Below are 16,587 nucleotides of genomic sequence, written 5' to 3' on the forward strand. Positions count from 1 at the left end.
TCCGTAGCTCAGCTGGATAGAGTACTCGGCTACGAACCGAGCGGTCGGAGGTTCGAATCCTCCCGGATGCACCATCTTCTCGGAAATAACAGTCAATGTGTTGTTTCATGGTCTGCGGACATACCGCAAGTACCAGGGAGGATAACGTTGCTTTAGCAACGGCCCGCAGGGCGAACACCAGTGAGTCATCCTCCCGGATGCACCATCTTCTCAGAAATAATCCTCCCGGATCCCCCATCTTCTACAAAACACTTCATTTCTTCACACAAACACTTCTTTGCTTCACACACTGAACAATCCTCACTATCTCCATCAGCGACAAAATCAATCAATTACGATAAAGTAACGTCTGGTCATTAGGCTGGTGAGAACGCAATGTACGAACGTTATGCGGGTTTGATTTTTGATATGGATGGCACCCTCCTGGATACTGAACCGACGCACCGTAAGGCGTGGAGTGAGGTATTAGGACGCTACGGCCTGCATTTTGATCTTCAGGCAATGGTAGCACTCAACGGTTCTCCAACCTGGCGCATTGCTCAGTCGATCATTGAACTCAATCATGCCGATCTTGACCCCCATTCGCTGGCGCGAGAAAAAACCGATACGGTAAAAAGTATGCTGCTGGACAGCGTCGAACCGTTGCCTTTAGTTGAGGTGGTGAAGGCCTGGTATGGCCGTCGCCCGATGTCAGTGGGAACCGGTAGTGAAAGTGCCATCGCTGAAGCGTTGTTGGCTCACCTGGACTTACGTCGCTATTTTGATGCGGTCGTCGCGGCTGATCATGTTCAGCATCACAAACCCGCGCCTGATACGTTCTTACTGTGCGCGGAACGCATGGGCGTGATTCCAGCGCAATGTGTGGTGTTTGAAGATGCTGATTTTGGTCTGCAGGCGGCACGTGCGGCGGGAATGGATGCTGTGGACGTTCGATTATTGTGAGTGATGGACTGTCGCTCCTGTCACTGTTTGCCAGTAGTTTTCTCAGCGCCACGCTATTGCCCGGAAATTCAGAAGTTGTTTTAGCGGCGATGTTAGTTTCTGGGGTAAGTCATCCCTGGGTCTTAGTCTTAACAGCAACAATGGGTAATAGCCTTGGGGGGTTAACTAACGTTATCCTTGGGCGTTTCTTCCCGTTACGTAAAACGTCGCGCTGGCAAGAAAAAGCCACGGGCTGGCTTAAGCGTTATGGCGCAGTCACACTGCTATTAAGCTGGATGCCGGTCGTGGGGGATTTACTGTGCTTACTGGCGGGATGGATGCGCATCTCATGGGGGCCAGTGCTCTTTTTTTTATGTCTTGGTAAAACGTTGCGCTATGTTGTGGTCGCAGCGGCTACTCTTCAGGGCATGATGTGGTGGCACTAATTGTAGATTGACACACATGGTCACCATTACAATTATGCTAAATAAAACGATTTTGACAGGCGGGAGGTCAATTTGATCCCGGACGTATCACAGGCGTTGGCCTGGCTGGAAAAGCATCCTCAGGCATTGAAGGGGATTCAGCGCGGGCTAGAGCGCGAAACACTGCGTGTTAATGCTGATGGCACATTAGCAACGACGGGTCATCCAGAGGCGTTAGGCTCTGCGCTGACGCATAAATGGATAACGACCGACTTTGCTGAAGCGCTGCTGGAGTTTATCACTCCGGTCGATGGCGATATTCAACATATGCTGACATTGATGCGCGATCTGCATCGTTTCACGGCCAGAAACCTGGGCGATGAACGGATGTGGCCGCTGAGCATGCCTTGCTATATTGCCGAAGGGCAGGATATCGAACTGGCGCAGTATGGAACCTCTAACATCGGTCGTCTGAAAACGCTGTATCGCGAAGGGCTGAAAAACCGCTACGGCGCGTTGATGCAAACCATCTCTGGCGTGCATTACAACTTCTCGCTGCCGATGGCGTTCTGGCAGGCGAAGTGTGGCGTAACGGAAGGCGAAGATGCGAAAGAAAAAATCTCCGCCGGTTATTTCCGTCTGATTCGTAACTATTACCGTTTTGGTTGGGTGATCCCGTACCTGTTTGGCGCGTCCCCGGCTATTTGCTCTTCGTTCCTGCAGGGAAAACCGACCACGCTGCCGTTTGAGAAAACGGACTGCGGCATGTACTACCTGCCGTATGCAACGTCTCTGCGCCTAAGCGATCTCGGTTATACCAATAAGTCGCAAAGCAATCTCGGTATTACGTTTAACGATCTGCATGAGTATGTGGCAGGATTAAAGCGCGCGATCAAAACGCCTTCCGAGGAGTATGCGGAGATTGGGCTGGAGAAAGACGGCAAGCGCCTGCAAATTAACAACAACGTTCTGCAGATTGAAAACGAACTCTATGCGCCAATTCGTCCGAAGCGTGTAACGCGTAGCGGCGAATCGCCGTCAGATGCGCTTTTGCGCGGCGGTATTGAGTATATAGAGGTGCGTTCGCTGGATATTAACCCGTTCTCGCCGATTGGCGTGGACGAGCAGCAGGTGCGTTTCCTTGATCTGTTTATGGTCTGGTGCGTATTGGCGGATGCGCCGGAAATGAGCAGCGACGAACTCCTGTGTACGCGTACTAACTGGAATCGGGTGATTCTGGAAGGGCGTAAGCCAGGCCTGACGTTAGGTATTGGCTGTCAAACGGCGCAGTTCCCGCTGCCGAAAGTCGGTAAAGACTTGTTCCGCGATCTAAAACGTGTGGCACAAACGCTGGACAGCATCCACGGCGGAGAGGAATATCAGAACGTCTGCGATGAACTGGTAGCCTGCTTCGATAATCCGGAACTGACGTTCTCGGCACGTATTCTGCGGTCTATGATTGACACAGGAATTGGTGGAACAGGCAAAGCGCTGGGCGAGGCCTATCGTAATTTGCTGCGTGAAGAGCCGCTGGAAGTATTGCAGGAGCAGGACTTTATTGCTGAACGCGAGGCATCGAAACGTCGCCAGCAGGATGTCGAAGCGGCGGATACCGAGTCGTTTGCAGAATGGCTGGAAAAGCACGCCTGACAGAAAAGAAAAAGGCCACTCGGGAGTGGCCAAAATTTCATCTCTGAAAACAGGGATGATGATAACAAATGCGCGTCTTTCATATACTCAGACTCGCCCCGGAACAAAGAGTTCAGTTTATTTTTAAAATAATTATCGGAGGTGGCGAAATGCCGTTGTTAGATAGCTTCACTGTCGATCATACCCGGATGGAAGCACCTGCAGTCCGGGTCGCGAAAACGATGAACACCCCGCATGGCGACGCCATTACCGTGTTTGATCTGCGTTTCTGCATCCCAAACAAAGAAGTGATGCCGGAAAAGGGCATTCACACGCTGGAGCACCTGTTTGCGGGCTTTATGCGTAATCACCTTAACGGTAACGGCGTTGAGATCATCGACATCTCCCCGATGGGCTGCCGTACAGGTTTCTATATGAGCCTGATTGGTACGCCGGACGAGCAGCGCGTGGCGGATGCCTGGAAAGCGGCGATGGCGGACGTGCTGAAAGTGCAGGATCAAAACCAGATCCCGGAACTGAACGTCTACCAGTGTGGTACGTATCAGATGCACTCGCTGAGCGAAGCGCAGGAGATTGCGCGTCATATTCTGGAGCGCGATGTTCGCGTGAACAGCAATGAAGCGCTGGCGCTGCCAAAAGATAAGCTGCAGGAACTGCATATCTAGTTGCTGTGCCGAATGGCGATGCTGACGCATCTTATCCGGTCTACAATGAGAAATGTCCTCGTAGGTCGGGTAAGTGAAGCTGCCACCCGACACAAAAAAAGCCAGTTCAAAAGAACTGGCTTTTTTACTAGTGCGCACCGCCGCTGCCGCCACCCGCGCCAAAGGGTGGTTTGGCGAACCAGACCAGTCCGAGCAACACCAGAAATATCCCCGCCGACATCCAGAAAATTTCATTGGCAGAGATAATCAGCCCCTGGCTGGTTATCTGCTGGGCGAGCCAGCCAGAAGCCTGCTGTTCGGTCATGCCCAGCCCCTGGAGCTGATCGTACATGGCCCTTGCATTGGGGTTATACGGATTCACCGCCTCGGTTAACTGTGCATGGTGCATGGACTCGCGGCTGGTCCACATGGTGGTCGTAATTGAAGTACCAATGGAACCTGCCAGCGTTCGCGTAAAGTTCGACAAACTCGATGCCGCCGCCAGACGCTCAGGCGGTAAGCCGGAGAGGGTGATCGTTGTCAGCGGCATAAAGAAGCAGGCCACAGCGAAACCCTGAATAAACTGCGGCCAGGCCGATGCGCCGAAATCCATGCCCGGCTCGAACGTGTATGCGCGCCAGTAGAAGCAGACGGCGTACATAATAAAGCTGAACGTGACCAGCCTGCGCATATCCAGCTTGTGCGCGAAGCGTCCGATAATGGGCGACAGGATCACCGGAATAATCCCCACTGGCGCAGATGCCAGACCTGCCCACGTCGCGGTATAGCCATACACTTCCTGCAACAGCTGCGGCAGCAGGACTATAGCGCCGAAGTAGAGCATATAGGCCAGACTGATACACAGACACCCTATCGTGAAGTTTCGCGACTTAAACAGCGAGAGATCGACAATGGGGTTATCGTCCGTCAATTCCCAGACAATCAGGAAGCTAATGGCGACAACGGCGACCACGGTCAGAATGATAATCTCCTGCGAGGCGAACCAGTCCAGTTCTTTGCCGCGGTCGAGCATAATCTGTAGGCTGCCGATCCCGACCACCAACAGCGCGAGGCCGATGGCGTCAATCCGCCGCTGCTCGGTGCGGGTTTCCCGTCCGCGCAGGGTTTGCAGCGTCATCAATACGACCACCGCGCCGATAGGCACGTTGATGAAGAATATCCAGCCCCAGTGGTAGTTATCGCTGATATAGCCGCCGAGAATCGGGCCGCAAATCGGCGCGACAATCACCGTCATCGACCATAACGCCAGGGCGATAGAGCGCTTAGCGGGCGGATAGTTATTCAGCAACAGGCTCTGCGAAAGCGGAATTAATGGCCCGGCAACAATCCCCTGTATCACACGAAAGAAGATCAGCATATTGAGGCTGTTGGAGACGCCGCAGGCCCACGACGCAATGACAAAGGCGACGGTGGACCACATGAACAGCTTCACTTCGCCAACGCGTTTCGCCAGCCATCCGGTGATCGGAATCGAAATGGCGTTTGCCACCCCGAATGAGGTGATCACCCATGTTCCCTGGCTCAATGAAGAGCCAAGGTTTCCGGCGATAGTTGGGATCGCCACGTTAGCAATGGTGGAGTCCAGAACCTGCATGAACGTTGCCATCGACAACGCGATCGTCATAATGACGAGCTGTGCGCCTTCCAGCGGTTTTTGCTGTTGCATCACACGCACCTCAGGATTAACCCGCGTTGGCCAGGACTATCTCTTCGATCAGCTTATTGACCGGAGCGAGACTGATTTCTCGGGCATCGCTTTCAGAAACGGGCGTTGTGCGCACCTGGCTAGCCAACACCTGCCCATCGCGATTTGAGGTATCTACCGTCACTAATGTCGATAAACCAATACGCAGAGGATGTTGCGCCAGTTGCTGCGCATCCAGTTCAATACGGACTGGCAGACGCTGTACGACTTTGATCCAGTTACCGGTCGCATTTTGCGCAGGGAGCAGCGAGAAGGCGCTGCCTGTTCCCATATCGAGACCGACGACTTTCCCGGTATATTTCACGTCATCGCCGTAAATATCGCTGATGACGGTAGCCGGTTGGCCAATGCGCATATGCGCCAGCTGAGTCTCTTTAAAGTTGGCATCGACCCACAGATTGTTCGCCGGAACGACCGCCATCAGCGGTGTGGTCGGACTAATCTGGGCACCTGGCTGAACGGCGCGGCGAGACACGTATCCTGTCATCGGGCTGACAATTTTCGTACGTTCCAGCGCCAGCCATGCATTGCGGACTTCAGTCGCCGCTTGTTGCACGGCAGGCTGATCTTCCAGCCGACTACCGAGGATCATGGCCTGATTAGCGTTATATTGTTGAATCGCGACGTCAAGTTGCGCCTGGGCGCTGGCGACGGCATCACGCGCGTGTTGCAGCTCTTCGCGGCCAATCAGGTTGGCGTTACCCAGCGGAACACGACGATTAAAGTCACTTTGTGCCTGGGCCAGCGCGGTTTTCTGCACTTCAATGCTCGCCTGCAACTGCTTGCTGTTGATCATTAACTGGTGTGTCTGACGTACGCTTGAGGCTAACGCTGTTTTGGCTTTTTCAAACGCTTGTTTGGCATCGGTCTGATCGAGCGTGACCAGGACATCGCCTTTTTTCACAAAGTCAGTATTATCAGCCCAGACTTTGGTCACGCTGCCGGATACCTGCGCCATGATTTGCACCTGGTTCCCTGCCACGTACGCATCATCAGTCTCTTCGGCATGACGCAATACTAAAAACCAATAAATCCCATATGCCACGGCAATAATAATAAAGAGCAAGGTGAGAAGGATAAGCATACTTTTACGTTTGCCATTCTTCTTAACCGGTTGCTGCGGGGTTTGAGTCTCCGCATTTGCGCTCATGTTGTTCTCCACGATCTTATTTCTCACATCGGCTGAGCCGACCTGTTTGTCAGAAAGGCCAGCAGTGTCACGTGCTGGCCTGTCAGTTTTTTTCTTTTATAAATCTGGATTTTTGAGCGTGTCGACGCGTTAGCGTAGTGCCTCAAGAACGGCACCGTCCTTATCCATCTGATCGAGACGGGTCAGGAGTTTACGCGTGATGTGCTCAAGCTGATCTTTTTCGGCGGTGCTGAGTGATGACCAAAGCTGATGCAGGCAGTGGTGCTGAGGTGGGAGAACCTCACGCAAAAAATCATGCCCCTTTTCAGTCAATTGCAGGTGCAGACAACGACGATCGTTATCGCTTTCACGACGTTCGATCCAGCCGCGTTTTTCTAACTCATCCGCGATTCGTGTTGCGTTAGTACGGGACGAACCGAGTGCACAACTCAGTTCCGATGGCTGAATACTGTGGTTTTCCTGAGACTCCAGCGTAATCAACGCCATAAACAACGTCTCGTTAATCCCTTGAGCTTTCAGCATTTTATTGCGGTTTTCCAGCAACTTGCCCTGCATATGCATGCAAAGACGGGTCAGAAGAATTTCCTGATATGGGAAATCTTCGTAGCGGCTGGCGCGAAATTTTAGCATTTGTTCAATGGGCGTAAACGAACTATCCATTTGGGCATGACCTCATTAATTTCAGCCGATATAGTAACGACAGTGACAAATAAAGTAAATGTATTATTAAATTAAAACGATTCTTGCTGGTTATAAAATCGCCAGTATTTTCCGGGCTAATCCGTAGTCCGGAAAACGCAACGATGCGGGGAGCGAGCAAACAACGAATAAGCAGTACGGGAGGCATGAAACCTGACGTGACCCCAGCGGGGGGAAACCCCCGACGGGTAAACGTAAAAGCGAACGGGTTACCGCTGATGACTATCGGTACGCTGTCTTCACATCCCTCAGCGATCGTCGCCGGACTGGGATCAGACAGGTGGGCAGGGCTTTCCATAGGATTATATGATTCGTCACCGATGTTAAATAATCAGGATAAATAATTCCTATAACCTTAACAGACTGGGGGGCACCTTAACACCCTAAGGAGCCCAAACAGGCATAAACGCTTAGCGTCTGCTTAATTTACGGCTTCTTGTCGATGAAAACCTCGCCACCAGACCAGCAGGTTAAGTACGGCAACGGTCGTCCCCGCCAGACAAACGCCAGTCCACCCTGCATGTTGCCAGGCGGATGCGGAAACCAGAGAACCGGCAGCGCCGCCGATAAAATAGCAGGTCATGTAACCCGCCGTCAGACGGTTACGCGCATCCGGGTGAATACGATAGATAACCGTTTGGTTGGTGATGTGTACGCCCTGAACCGTCAGATCCAGCACCAGAATACCGACAATCAGCGCCAGCACGGAGGTGTGTCCATACCAGATAGCCAGCCAGGAGAGCAGCAACAGCGCCAGGCCGATGGTGGTCGTGAGATGGGATTTTCCTTTATCGGCAAAACCACCTGCAGGCCGTGCGCCCAACGCCCCTGCGGCACCTGCCAGACCAAACAGGCCAATCATCCCTTCGGAATAGTTAAACGGCGGCGCGGCAAGCAAAAAGGCCATTGAAGTCCAGAGGATGCTGAAGTTGGCAAAGGTCAGGCATCCTAACAGTGCGCGGGTGCGCAGCAGTTTGTCGTGGATAAACAGGCTGAATACGGAACCCAGCAGCTGCGGATAATTGAGATGGGTTTCCGGTTTCATCTTCGGCAGTCCACGCCACAGCGCGAGAGCCATCAGCGCCATCAACACGGAAGCGACCCAGAATACGGTTCGCCAGCCGCCGAGATTAGCGAGCAATCCGGCGACGGTTCGCGCCAGTAAAATCCCCAGCAGCAGACCGCTCATGATGGTGCCGACCACCTTACCGCGCTTATCCGGCGTGGCGAGGGTGGCGGCCAGAGGAACCAAAATTTGGGCGACGACCGAGAACAATCCGGTGAGCGCCGTCCCCAGGATCATCATGGCAAGCGACTGGCTGCTGGCGGTGATCAACATGCCGCCTGCCGCCAGCAGTGTCATTGAGACAATCAGCGTCCGGCGTTCAAACATGTCGCCCAGCGGAACCAGAAACAGTAACCCGGCCGCATAGCCCAGCTGTGCGGCTGTGACGATAAATCCGGCGGAGCTGGCCGAAAGCGAGAACGTGCGGGCGATGCTGTCGAGCAGCGGCTGCGCGTAATAGTTGCTGGCGACCGCCAGACCGGTGGCGACAGACATCAGAACAATCAGCGCCGGACTCAGGGGATGTGTGGGGTTATTCATTGTTATCAGTATGTTTTGATTGAGTGACAACAATCATAACGAATGAAAATGAATTCAGGTGATGGATTGTGCGGTTTAGCGGGGGAGGTGAAATGTGCCTGATGGCGTCTTGCCATCAGGCATAAAGCTTACATTACTTCTGCGCGGCCAACGCTTCTTTCACCCAGCCGTCAAATTGCTGCTGGTGAGCTTTGATCCAGCCGTCAACATGACCCTGAATATCACCTTCGGAAGCCTTACCTTCATGCATCATCGAGTTTTGGGCGTTGATATCCGCAACTGACAGTTTCATGACGGCAAACAGTTTCGCCGCCGCCGGGTTTTTCTCAGCCCAGGCTTTGTTGGCGACAATATGCATCGTACTCACCGGGAAGCCATAGTTCGCACCGTTCGGCAGTTTGGTGTCGATATCTTTCTGCACACCCGGCAGAGAGGAGAACGGGACCTGCAACCAGACCACATCTTTACCTGGTTTCAACACGTCGCTCACCCAGTACGGTGTCCAGGTGTAGTAAAGCACTGGCTTGCCTTCTTTATAACGGGCGATGGTATCGGCCATCATCGCCGCATAGTTACCCTGGTTGTGGTCAACGGTTTTCGTCAGGTCATAGGCACCTAACTGATGATTAATGGCCGCTTCACAGCCCCAGCCTGGGTTACAGCCGGTTAAGTCCGCTTTACCGTCGTTGTTGCTGTCGAACAGTTTGGCGATTTTCGGGTCTTTCAATTGCGCGATATTGGTGATGTTGTGTTGTTCGGCGGTTTTTTTGTCGATCAGATAACCCTGGGCGGCACCTGTGACGAATACCCCCTCGCGATAGAACTTCTTATCGCCACCCGCAGCGGCGTACATATCATCATGCAGCGGCTGCCAGTTCACGGCAGTAAACGTGGCATCGCCAGAGGCAATGGAGGTGTAACCCACGTTGTAGTCGACTTCACTCGGTTTACTGACGGTATAACCGAGTTTTTCCAGCGCCCGGCTGACCAGCAGTGTCTGGAAGGTTTCTTCGGAAATAGTGCTTTGAATTGGCTGTACGGTAATGCCTTTGCCCGGCAGGTCAGCAGCGAAAGCGCTGGTGGAGACAAGGGTGGCAAACGCTGTGGCAATGATTATTTTCTGTCGCATCGTTGTTCCTTAATTATTGGAGGGACACTGAGGCCCGGCAGGCATCGCGCTACCGGGCAACAGGTGAATTACTTGATGAAAGGGCGGGTAAAAAGCCCAACAGGACCGGTGGTATACCAGCGGCGGTTGCCACGGCTGCGCGCGTCGCGCCCCACGGCTTGTGTCAGACGATCCAGAATGATGGCGAGGATCACTATGCCCACTCCGCCAACAGTGGCCAGTCCCATATCGAGACGACCGATGCCGCGCAGAACCATCTGGCCCAGCCCGCCAACAGCAATCATGGAGGCGATCACGACCATGGAGAGCGCCAGCATCAGTGTCTGGTTGACGCCTGCCATAATGGTGGGCATTGCCAGCGGCAACTGAACTTTGAACAGCATCTGGCGCGGACTGGCGCCAAATGAGCGCGAAGCCTCAATCAGATCCGCTGGCACCTGGTTGATCCCCAGAATGGTCAGACGCACAATCGGCGGCAGGGCGAAGATGATGGTCACCACCACGCCTGGCACATTGCCAATGCCGAAAAGCATCACAATCGGCACCAGATAGACGAACGCTGGCGTGGTCTGCATCGCATCCAGCAACGGGCGGATAATCTTAGATGCCCTGGGGCTACGCGCCAGCCAAATTCCCAGCGGTAACCCGATAATGACGCAGAACAACAGCGCGGTGAGCACCAATGCGAGCGTAATCATTGCCTGAGACCAGGCACCGATGGCACCAATGGCAATTAGCGAGACCAGCGTGGCGATCCCCATGCCGAGGCTCGACATTTGCCAGGCGATCAGAGCAAAAAGAAGAATCGCCACCGGCGCTGGCATTCCCAGCAGCAGTTGCTGGAAGGCGCTCAGGATATAATCTACCGGCACACGGATCCCCTGAAAGGCCGGGCGGAGGTGCAGTACTATCCAGTCGATCCCCTGTGTCACCCAGCTATCCAGTGGGATCAGCGTCTTATGGAAAGGATCCATAATATTAAAATGTTCCGGCGCTGGCGCAGGCGCGCTGTTCAGCCAGTCTGCACCGCCGCTGTTGGCAGGCGCGCTGCCCCAGGCATCTGCCGATTGTGCGGCGTTCTCTGTTGCCGGTGCGGTATCCCACGGATTGTTTTGATCAGCCATTATTTGCCCCCTCGCGATCTAAAGCCTGTAACAGCATGCGTTTTGAAATGATGCCGACATACTGTTGTTCCTCGTCGACGACCGGTACTGCACAGGGCGCCTGACCAACATGAGAAAGCAATTCGCTGAGTGGGGTTTGCGCATCTACGGCTAATGGCTGTTCGATCAACGCCGCTTCCATGCCTTGCGCCTGACTTAATGCCGATTTTAAGGAGTCAATTGACACCACGCCGACATACTTATTTCCGCGTTCAATGACGTAGCCGAATTCGCGGTCTTCATCCTGTAATAATTTCAGCGCAGAACGTGGACCGAACCCTGGGGTTTTACGAATTAATCCCACGGGACTACGGCGGGCAATATCTTTTGCGCTGAACACCTGGCTAATATCAACGCCGCGGAAGAAGGTGCGGACATAATCATTCGCCGGATTATTCAGAATCTCATCCGGCGTCCCGACCTGTACGACTTCGCCATTTTGCATAATGGCAATCCTGTCGCCAATACGCATCGCTTCATCCAGATCGTGGGAAATAAAGACCACGGTTCGCTGGTGTTTCGCTTGCAGTTTTACCAGTTCATCCTGCATCTCAGTACGAATTAACGGATCGAGGGCCGAGAAGGCTTCATCCATTAATAAGATGTCAGGATTGATGGCTAATGCGCGGGCGAGACCGACACGCTGACGCATGCCCCCGGAAAGTTCATCCGGGTAGCCGTGAGCATAATTCTCCAGTCCGACCTGGCGTAACGCATCGAGCGCTTTTTCCCGACGTTCATTCGCAGCAATACCGGCTAATTCCATGCCGAATGCTGTATTGTCCAGCACCGTCATGTGCGGCATTAATGCAAATGACTGGAACACCATCGCAATCTTTTTTCTGCGCACCTCGCGAAGTTCTGCATCGGATATTTTTGCAATATCGACACCGTCAATCAGAACTTGCCCGCGGGTGGGTTCAATCAGGCGATTGAGAAGGCGTACCATTGTGGATTTACCCGAACCGGATAATCCCATGATGACAAATATCTCGCCTTCTTCAATGGCCAGACTGGCGTCTTTAACGCCAAGCGATAGCCCCGTTTTATCCAGAATCTGCTCTTTCGAAAGTCCTTTTTCAATATATTTGAAAGCTCGCTGTGGATGCTCACCAAATATCTTATAGAGATTTTTAACTTCTAATTTAATTGCCATGCAATAGATTGTTTCCTGTTATTTATATATGTCAATATGTTACCTGATAGAAATAGTCACCTTTTTCTACCCTAACATACTGAGAATCTGAGACAACCCTGAATTTGTTAATGATGTTAATGCAATGGAATGCTATTCGGCAGGATTTCCCGTGATATAAGGGCTGAGCGCCAATGATTACGTGGCGATATTTTTTGTAAGGGGCATTTGAAATGCGCCTGAATTGTCAGTGTTCAGGCGGATAAGATGGAAGATAATGAGTGTAGATCACACAATAATAATTGAATGACAAAAATGTGATCGCGTTAAAAATATTAACGCAAATATCAGCGCGATATTTACGTCAATAGCCATTATCAGAAACTCCAGTCTTCGTCTTTGGTTTCTACCGATTTACCCATGACATAGGATGATCCCGACCCGGAAAAGAAATCATGATTTTCATCGGCATTGGGCGACAGCGCAGCAAGAATTGCCGGATTAACGTCGGCCATTTCTGCCGGAAACAATGTGTCATATCCCAGATTCATTAAGGCTTTATTGGCGTTGTAGCAAAGGAAGGCGTTGACCTCCTCGACCCAGCCGGTTTCTGCGTATAATTCTTGCGTATAGCGGACTTCGTTGTCATACAGTTCCATCAGCAGTTCAAGGGCAAAATCCTTCAGCGATTCACGTTCCGATTCTGAGGCTTTCTCCAGCCCTTTTTGGTACTTATAACCGATGTAATAGCCGTGGACCGCTTCATCACGGATGATCAGGCGGATTAGGTCGGCGGTGTTGGTCAGTTTGCCGCGGCTGGAAAAATACATCGGGAGCCAGAAGCCGGAGTAAAACAGAAATGATTCGAGAAATACGCTGGCAATTTTCTTCTTCAGCGGTTCCTCGCACGCGTAACAGGTCAGGATAATGTCTGCTTTACGCTGTAACGGTTCGTTGCGCTCACTCCAGGCATAGGCGGCGTCGACGTCTTTGGTCTGACACAGCGTCGAGAAGACAGAGCTGTATGAACGGGCATGTACGGCTTCCATAAAGCTGATATTCGACAGCACCGCTTCTTCATGCGGGGTCAATGAATCCGCCATCAACGAGGGCGCACCGGCGATATTCTGAATGGTGTCGAGCAAGGTTAAGCCGGTGAAGACGCGAATAGTCAGTTGTTGTTCAACGGCGCTCAGTGATTGCCAGGCTGGCGTATCGTTAGACAGCGGCACCTTCTCGGGCAACCAAAAGTTGCTGGTCAGGCGATTCCACACTTCCAGGTCTTTATCGTCCTGGATCTGGTTCCAGTTGATGGCGCTGATACGTGATAGTTTCACTTCGATCTCCTTACAGCGCGCATGACACGCAGCCTTCAATTTCAGTACCTTCCAGCGCCCTCTGGCGTAGTCGGATGTAATAGATTGTTTTGATGCCTTTGCGCCAGGCGTAGATCTGCGCTTTGTTGATATCGCGGGTGGTGGCGGTATCGGGGAAAAACAGCGTCAGCGATAGCCCTTGATCCACATGCTTTGTGGCTTCGGCATAGGTATCGATAATTTTCTGCGGGCCAATCTCATAGGCGTCCTGGTACATCGCCAGATTCTCGTTGGTCATAAACGGCGCCGGGTAGTAAACGCGCCCGGTTTTGCCTTCCTTGCGGATCTCCACTTTCGACACAATGGGATGAATACTTGATGTCGCATGGTTAATGTAGGAGATCGACCCGGTCGGCGGCACCGCCTGTAAATTCTGGTTATAGATACCGTAGCGCATCACATCATCGCGCAGTTGCAACCACATTTCGCGCGTCGGCAGCGTTATGCCGGCACGGGCAAACAGCGCCCGGACTTTCCCGGTTTTTGGTTGCCAGTCGCCGTGCAGATACTGCGCAAAATAGTCGCCGCTGGCGTAGCGGGATTGGGTAAACCCGGCGAAGGTTTTACCGCGTTCGCGCGCCAGCAACATCGAGGTATGCAGCGCATGCCAGGTGACGGTGTAGAAATAGAGATTGGTGAAATCCAGTCCCTCCGGCGAACCATAAGCAATCCCTTCCCGCGCCAGATAGCCGTGCAGGTTCATTTGTCCAAGTCCGATGGCATGTGAAGCGGCGTTGCCCACGTCAATTGAGGGGACGCTACGCATATGGCTCATGTCCGATACCGCCGTCAGAGCGCGAACGGCGATTTCCACGGTGCGGCCAAAGTGGGGAGAGTCCATGACGTGGGCGATGTTCAGCGAACCGAGATTACAGGAGATGTCGTGACCGATGTCCGCGTAATCCAGGTTTTCGTCATAGGTAGATGCGCTGTTGACCTGCAATATCTCCGAGCACAGATTGCTCATATTAATACGCCCGGCAATGGGACTGGCGCGATTGACCGTGTCTTCATACATGATGTACGGATAGCCGGACTCAAACTGGATCTCAGCAAGGCGCTGGAAAAAGTCGCGGGCGTTAATGGTTTTTTTACGGATGCGTTCGTCGGCAACCAGCTCATGATACAGCTCGCTTATCGCAATATCGCCAAACGGCTTACCGTAAATACGCTCCACGTCATAGGGTGAGAACAGCGCCATTTCGGCGTTCTCTTTGGCTAACTGAAAAGTGATATCCGGGATCACCACGCCAAGCGACAACGTTTTGATACGGATTTTTTCGTCGGCATTTTCACGTTTGGTATCAAGAAAACGCAGAATATCCGGATGATGCGCGTGCAGCCAGACCGCGCCTGCCCCCTGGCGCGCCCCAAGCTGGTTGGCATAAGAGAACGCATCTTCCAGCATTTTCATTACGGGGATCACACCCGAGGACTGGTTTTCAATGCGTTTAATTGGCGCGCCGGCTTCGCGCAAATTAGAGAGCAAAAACGCCACGCCGCCGCCGCGTTTAGACAGCTGAAGCGCCGAGTTTACCGCCCGCCCAATCGACTCCATGTTGTCTTCAATGCGCAGCAGAAAACAGGAGACCAGTTCACCCCGCTGGCGCTTCCCGCTGTTTAAAAAAGTCGGCGTGGCAGGCTGAAAGCGCCCGGAAAGCATTTCATCAGCGAGCTGGATCGCCAGCGTTTCGTCGCCCTGCGCCAGCGTCAACGCCACCATGGTGACGCGGTCTTCAACGTCTTCCAGATAGCGTTTACCGTCAAAGGTTTTCAACGTGTAGCTGGTGTAGTACTTCCATGCGCCGAGGAATGTCTGGAAACGAAAACCGCTGGCATGTGCCCGGGCAAACAGCGATACCACGAACGCGCGGTCATAGCGGCTGAGCACGTGGTTATCGTAATAGCCTTCACGTAACAGATAATCCAGACGCTCATCCTGGCTGGCAAACGCCACGGAATTGGGCTTCACATGCGTGGTAATGAATACCTCTACCGCCTGGCGGTCTTTGTCGAACTGAATATGGCCCGCTTCGTCATACAGATTCAGCATGGCATTCAGGGCATGATAATCCGTGGTTGTCGGCGTCACGCGTTCTGCGGTTGTCGTTGCCAAAATTCGTTCACTCCTTTTCGGACATTATCGATATCGGCAGGCGTTCCCATCAGCTCAAAGCGATACAGGCAGGGCACGCCGCATTTTTGTGAAATAACGTCTCCGGCGCGGCCATACGCTTCACCGAAATTGCGATTGCCAGAGGCAATAACGCCGCGAATTAACGCCCGGTTGTGTTCATCATTTAAAAAGCGGATCACCTGTCGGGGTACCGCGCCCGCAGTACCTCCACCACCATAAGAGGGCACCACCAGAAGGTAAGGTTCATCCACGCGGATCCGTTCTCGCTCATTAAGCGGGATACGGATGGCAGGCAACCCCAAACGCAACATAAAGCGATGCGTGTTTTCGGAGCTGCTGGAGAAGTAGACGAGCTGGCTCATGCGTGGGGTTCGGCGCGCAGACGGTTAATCATGTCGGGGCGGAATCCAGACCAGCTGGTTTCCCCGGCAACCACGACTGGCAACTGGCGAAAACCCCGGGCACGCAGGGTTTCTGCCGCATCAGGGAGCCTGTCGACGTTCACCATCTCAAAATCAAAGCCACGGCTTTCCATCGCCCGTTTAGTTGCGTGGCACTGAACGCAATTATCTCGAGTGTAAATAGTTATGCGCATGATTCGTATTTCCATTTAAAGTTAGAGAACGGCGCGAAGGTATGCGTCGGGTTGTATGTGTTTCGATAAAGGAAATACTAGATGTAGTTGTAAAAAGATTCAACCATACAAGATATGGGAAATTTAGATTGATTACGCCCCGACTAATGCACTCAGCGGGGAGGGGGCGTTATTGGGGAAATTGCCGGATGGCGACACAAGCGTGTTATCCGGCCAAGAATGTGCTCTTTT

At 52.9% G+C, this 16,587-nt stretch carries 15 protein-coding genes; 4 read left to right on the top strand and 11 right to left on the bottom strand.

What is annotated here, in order from left to right:
* Positions 1 to 375 precede the first annotated feature (375 nt).
* The 4 genes from yqaB (at position 376) to luxS (ending at position 3,661) form a co-directional block, all read left to right on the top strand.
* A complete protein-coding gene (gene yqaB / locus AC07NP_RS14135) occupies positions 376 to 942 on the top strand; it encodes a fructose-1-phosphate/6-phosphogluconate phosphatase (RefSeq protein ID WP_494660854.1) in 567 nt (188 codons plus the stop codon).
* On the top strand, positions 939 to 1,367 hold the full coding sequence (locus AC07NP_RS14140) for a YqaA family protein (protein WP_192613202.1): 429 nt from the start codon (positions 939 to 941) through the stop codon (positions 1,365 to 1,367). The genes yqaB and AC07NP_RS14140 overlap by 4 nt, the downstream gene beginning before the upstream one ends.
* A 72-nt stretch (positions 1,368 to 1,439) precedes the next feature.
* On the top strand, positions 1,440 to 2,996 hold the full coding sequence (gshA, locus tag AC07NP_RS14145) for a glutamate--cysteine ligase (protein ID WP_494660855.1): 1,557 nt from the start codon (positions 1,440 to 1,442) through the stop codon (positions 2,994 to 2,996).
* A gap of 149 nt (positions 2,997 to 3,145) precedes the next feature.
* Positions 3,146 to 3,661, top strand: coding sequence for an S-ribosylhomocysteine lyase (luxS, locus tag AC07NP_RS14150; RefSeq protein ID WP_494660856.1), 516 nt, complete (start codon positions 3,146 to 3,148; stop codon positions 3,659 to 3,661).
* Positions 3,662 to 3,788: 127 nt separating this feature from the next.
* On the opposite strand, the gene emrB is transcribed toward luxS, so the two are convergent.
* The 11 genes from emrB to nrdH form a co-directional block, all read right to left on the bottom strand.
* Positions 3,789 to 5,327 (bottom strand): multidrug efflux MFS transporter permease subunit EmrB, encoded by a 1,539-nt coding sequence (gene emrB / locus AC07NP_RS14155; RefSeq protein ID WP_494660857.1) that lies wholly within the window; start codon positions 5,325 to 5,327, stop codon positions 3,789 to 3,791.
* Positions 5,328 to 5,343: 16 nt separating this feature from the next.
* Positions 5,344 to 6,516, bottom strand: coding sequence for a multidrug efflux MFS transporter periplasmic adaptor subunit EmrA (gene emrA, locus AC07NP_RS14160; protein ID WP_203360263.1), 1,173 nt, complete (start codon positions 6,514 to 6,516; stop codon positions 5,344 to 5,346).
* A 129-nt stretch (positions 6,517 to 6,645) separates the two neighbouring features.
* Positions 6,646 to 7,176 carry a transcriptional repressor MprA gene (mprA, locus tag AC07NP_RS14165; RefSeq protein WP_203360264.1) on the bottom strand — a complete coding sequence of 177 codons (531 nt, stop codon included), beginning with the start codon at positions 7,174 to 7,176 and terminating at the stop codon, positions 6,646 to 6,648.
* 460 nt (positions 7,177 to 7,636) lie between these two features.
* Positions 7,637 to 8,821: an MFS transporter gene (locus AC07NP_RS14170; RefSeq protein WP_494660858.1), complete on the bottom strand. Its 1,185-nt coding sequence runs from the start codon at positions 8,819 to 8,821 to the stop codon at positions 7,637 to 7,639.
* 133 nt (positions 8,822 to 8,954) lie between these two features.
* A complete protein-coding gene (gene proX, locus AC07NP_RS14175; RefSeq protein ID WP_494660859.1) occupies positions 8,955 to 9,950 on the bottom strand; it encodes a glycine betaine/L-proline ABC transporter substrate-binding protein ProX in 996 nt (331 codons plus the stop codon).
* A 68-nt stretch (positions 9,951 to 10,018) separates the two neighbouring features.
* Positions 10,019 to 11,074 (bottom strand): glycine betaine/L-proline ABC transporter permease ProW, encoded by a 1,056-nt coding sequence (gene proW, locus AC07NP_RS14180; RefSeq protein ID WP_494660860.1) that lies wholly within the window; start codon positions 11,072 to 11,074, stop codon positions 10,019 to 10,021.
* Entirely contained in the window at positions 11,067 to 12,269 is a 1,203-nt protein-coding gene (proV, locus tag AC07NP_RS14185; protein WP_203360268.1) for a glycine betaine/L-proline ABC transporter ATP-binding protein ProV, read from the bottom strand. Before proV ends, proW begins: the two co-directional genes overlap by 8 nt.
* Positions 12,270 to 12,625: 356 nt before the next feature.
* Positions 12,626 to 13,585, bottom strand: a complete 960-nt coding sequence (gene nrdF, locus AC07NP_RS14190; protein WP_494660861.1) for a class 1b ribonucleoside-diphosphate reductase subunit beta — start codon at positions 13,583 to 13,585, stop codon at positions 12,626 to 12,628.
* Between the two features lie 10 nt (positions 13,586 to 13,595).
* Positions 13,596 to 15,740 carry a class 1b ribonucleoside-diphosphate reductase subunit alpha gene (gene nrdE, locus AC07NP_RS14195; protein WP_494660862.1) on the bottom strand — a complete coding sequence of 715 codons (2,145 nt, stop codon included), beginning with the start codon at positions 15,738 to 15,740 and terminating at the stop codon, positions 13,596 to 13,598.
* On the bottom strand, positions 15,713 to 16,123 hold the full coding sequence (gene nrdI, locus AC07NP_RS14200; protein ID WP_494660863.1) for a class Ib ribonucleoside-diphosphate reductase assembly flavoprotein NrdI: 411 nt from the start codon (positions 16,121 to 16,123) through the stop codon (positions 15,713 to 15,715). Before nrdI ends, nrdE begins: the two co-directional genes overlap by 28 nt.
* On the bottom strand, positions 16,120 to 16,356 hold the full coding sequence (gene nrdH / locus AC07NP_RS14205; RefSeq protein WP_494660864.1) for a glutaredoxin-like protein NrdH: 237 nt from the start codon (positions 16,354 to 16,356) through the stop codon (positions 16,120 to 16,122). Before nrdH ends, nrdI begins: the two co-directional genes overlap by 4 nt.
* Positions 16,357 to 16,587: the final 231 nt, after the last annotated feature.

This window comes from Citrobacter sp. GW821-FHT07H02, assembly GCF_059418505.1.

What these genes read in the sequence shown, in the direction of transcription:
- yqaB (WP_494660854.1), top strand. Translation starts at nt 376, where the DNA reads ATGTACGAACGTTATGCGGGTTTGATTTTTGATATGGATGGCACCCTC.
- luxS (WP_494660856.1), top strand. Translation starts at nt 3,146, where the DNA reads ATGCCGTTGTTAGATAGCTTCACTGTCGATCATACCCGGATGGAAGCA.
- emrB (WP_494660857.1), bottom strand. Translation starts at nt 5,327, where the DNA reads ATGCAACAGCAAAAACCGCTGGAAGGCGCACAGCTCGTCATTATGACG.
- emrA (WP_203360263.1), bottom strand. Translation starts at nt 6,516, where the DNA reads ATGAGCGCAAATGCGGAGACTCAAACCCCGCAGCAACCGGTTAAGAAG.
- mprA (WP_203360264.1), bottom strand. Translation starts at nt 7,176, where the DNA reads ATGGATAGTTCGTTTACGCCCATTGAACAAATGCTAAAATTTCGCGCC.
- AC07NP_RS14170 (WP_494660858.1), bottom strand. Translation starts at nt 8,821, where the DNA reads ATGAATAACCCCACACATCCCCTGAGTCCGGCGCTGATTGTTCTGATG.
- proX (WP_494660859.1), bottom strand. Translation starts at nt 9,950, where the DNA reads ATGCGACAGAAAATAATCATTGCCACAGCGTTTGCCACCCTTGTCTCC.
- proW (WP_494660860.1), bottom strand. Translation starts at nt 11,074, where the DNA reads ATGGCTGATCAAAACAATCCGTGGGATACCGCACCGGCAACAGAGAAC.
- proV (WP_203360268.1), bottom strand. Translation starts at nt 12,269, where the DNA reads ATGGCAATTAAATTAGAAGTTAAAAATCTCTATAAGATATTTGGTGAG.
- nrdI (WP_494660863.1), bottom strand. Translation starts at nt 16,123, where the DNA reads ATGAGCCAGCTCGTCTACTTCTCCAGCAGCTCCGAAAACACGCATCGC.
- nrdH (WP_494660864.1), bottom strand. Translation starts at nt 16,356, where the DNA reads ATGCGCATAACTATTTACACTCGAGATAATTGCGTTCAGTGCCACGCA.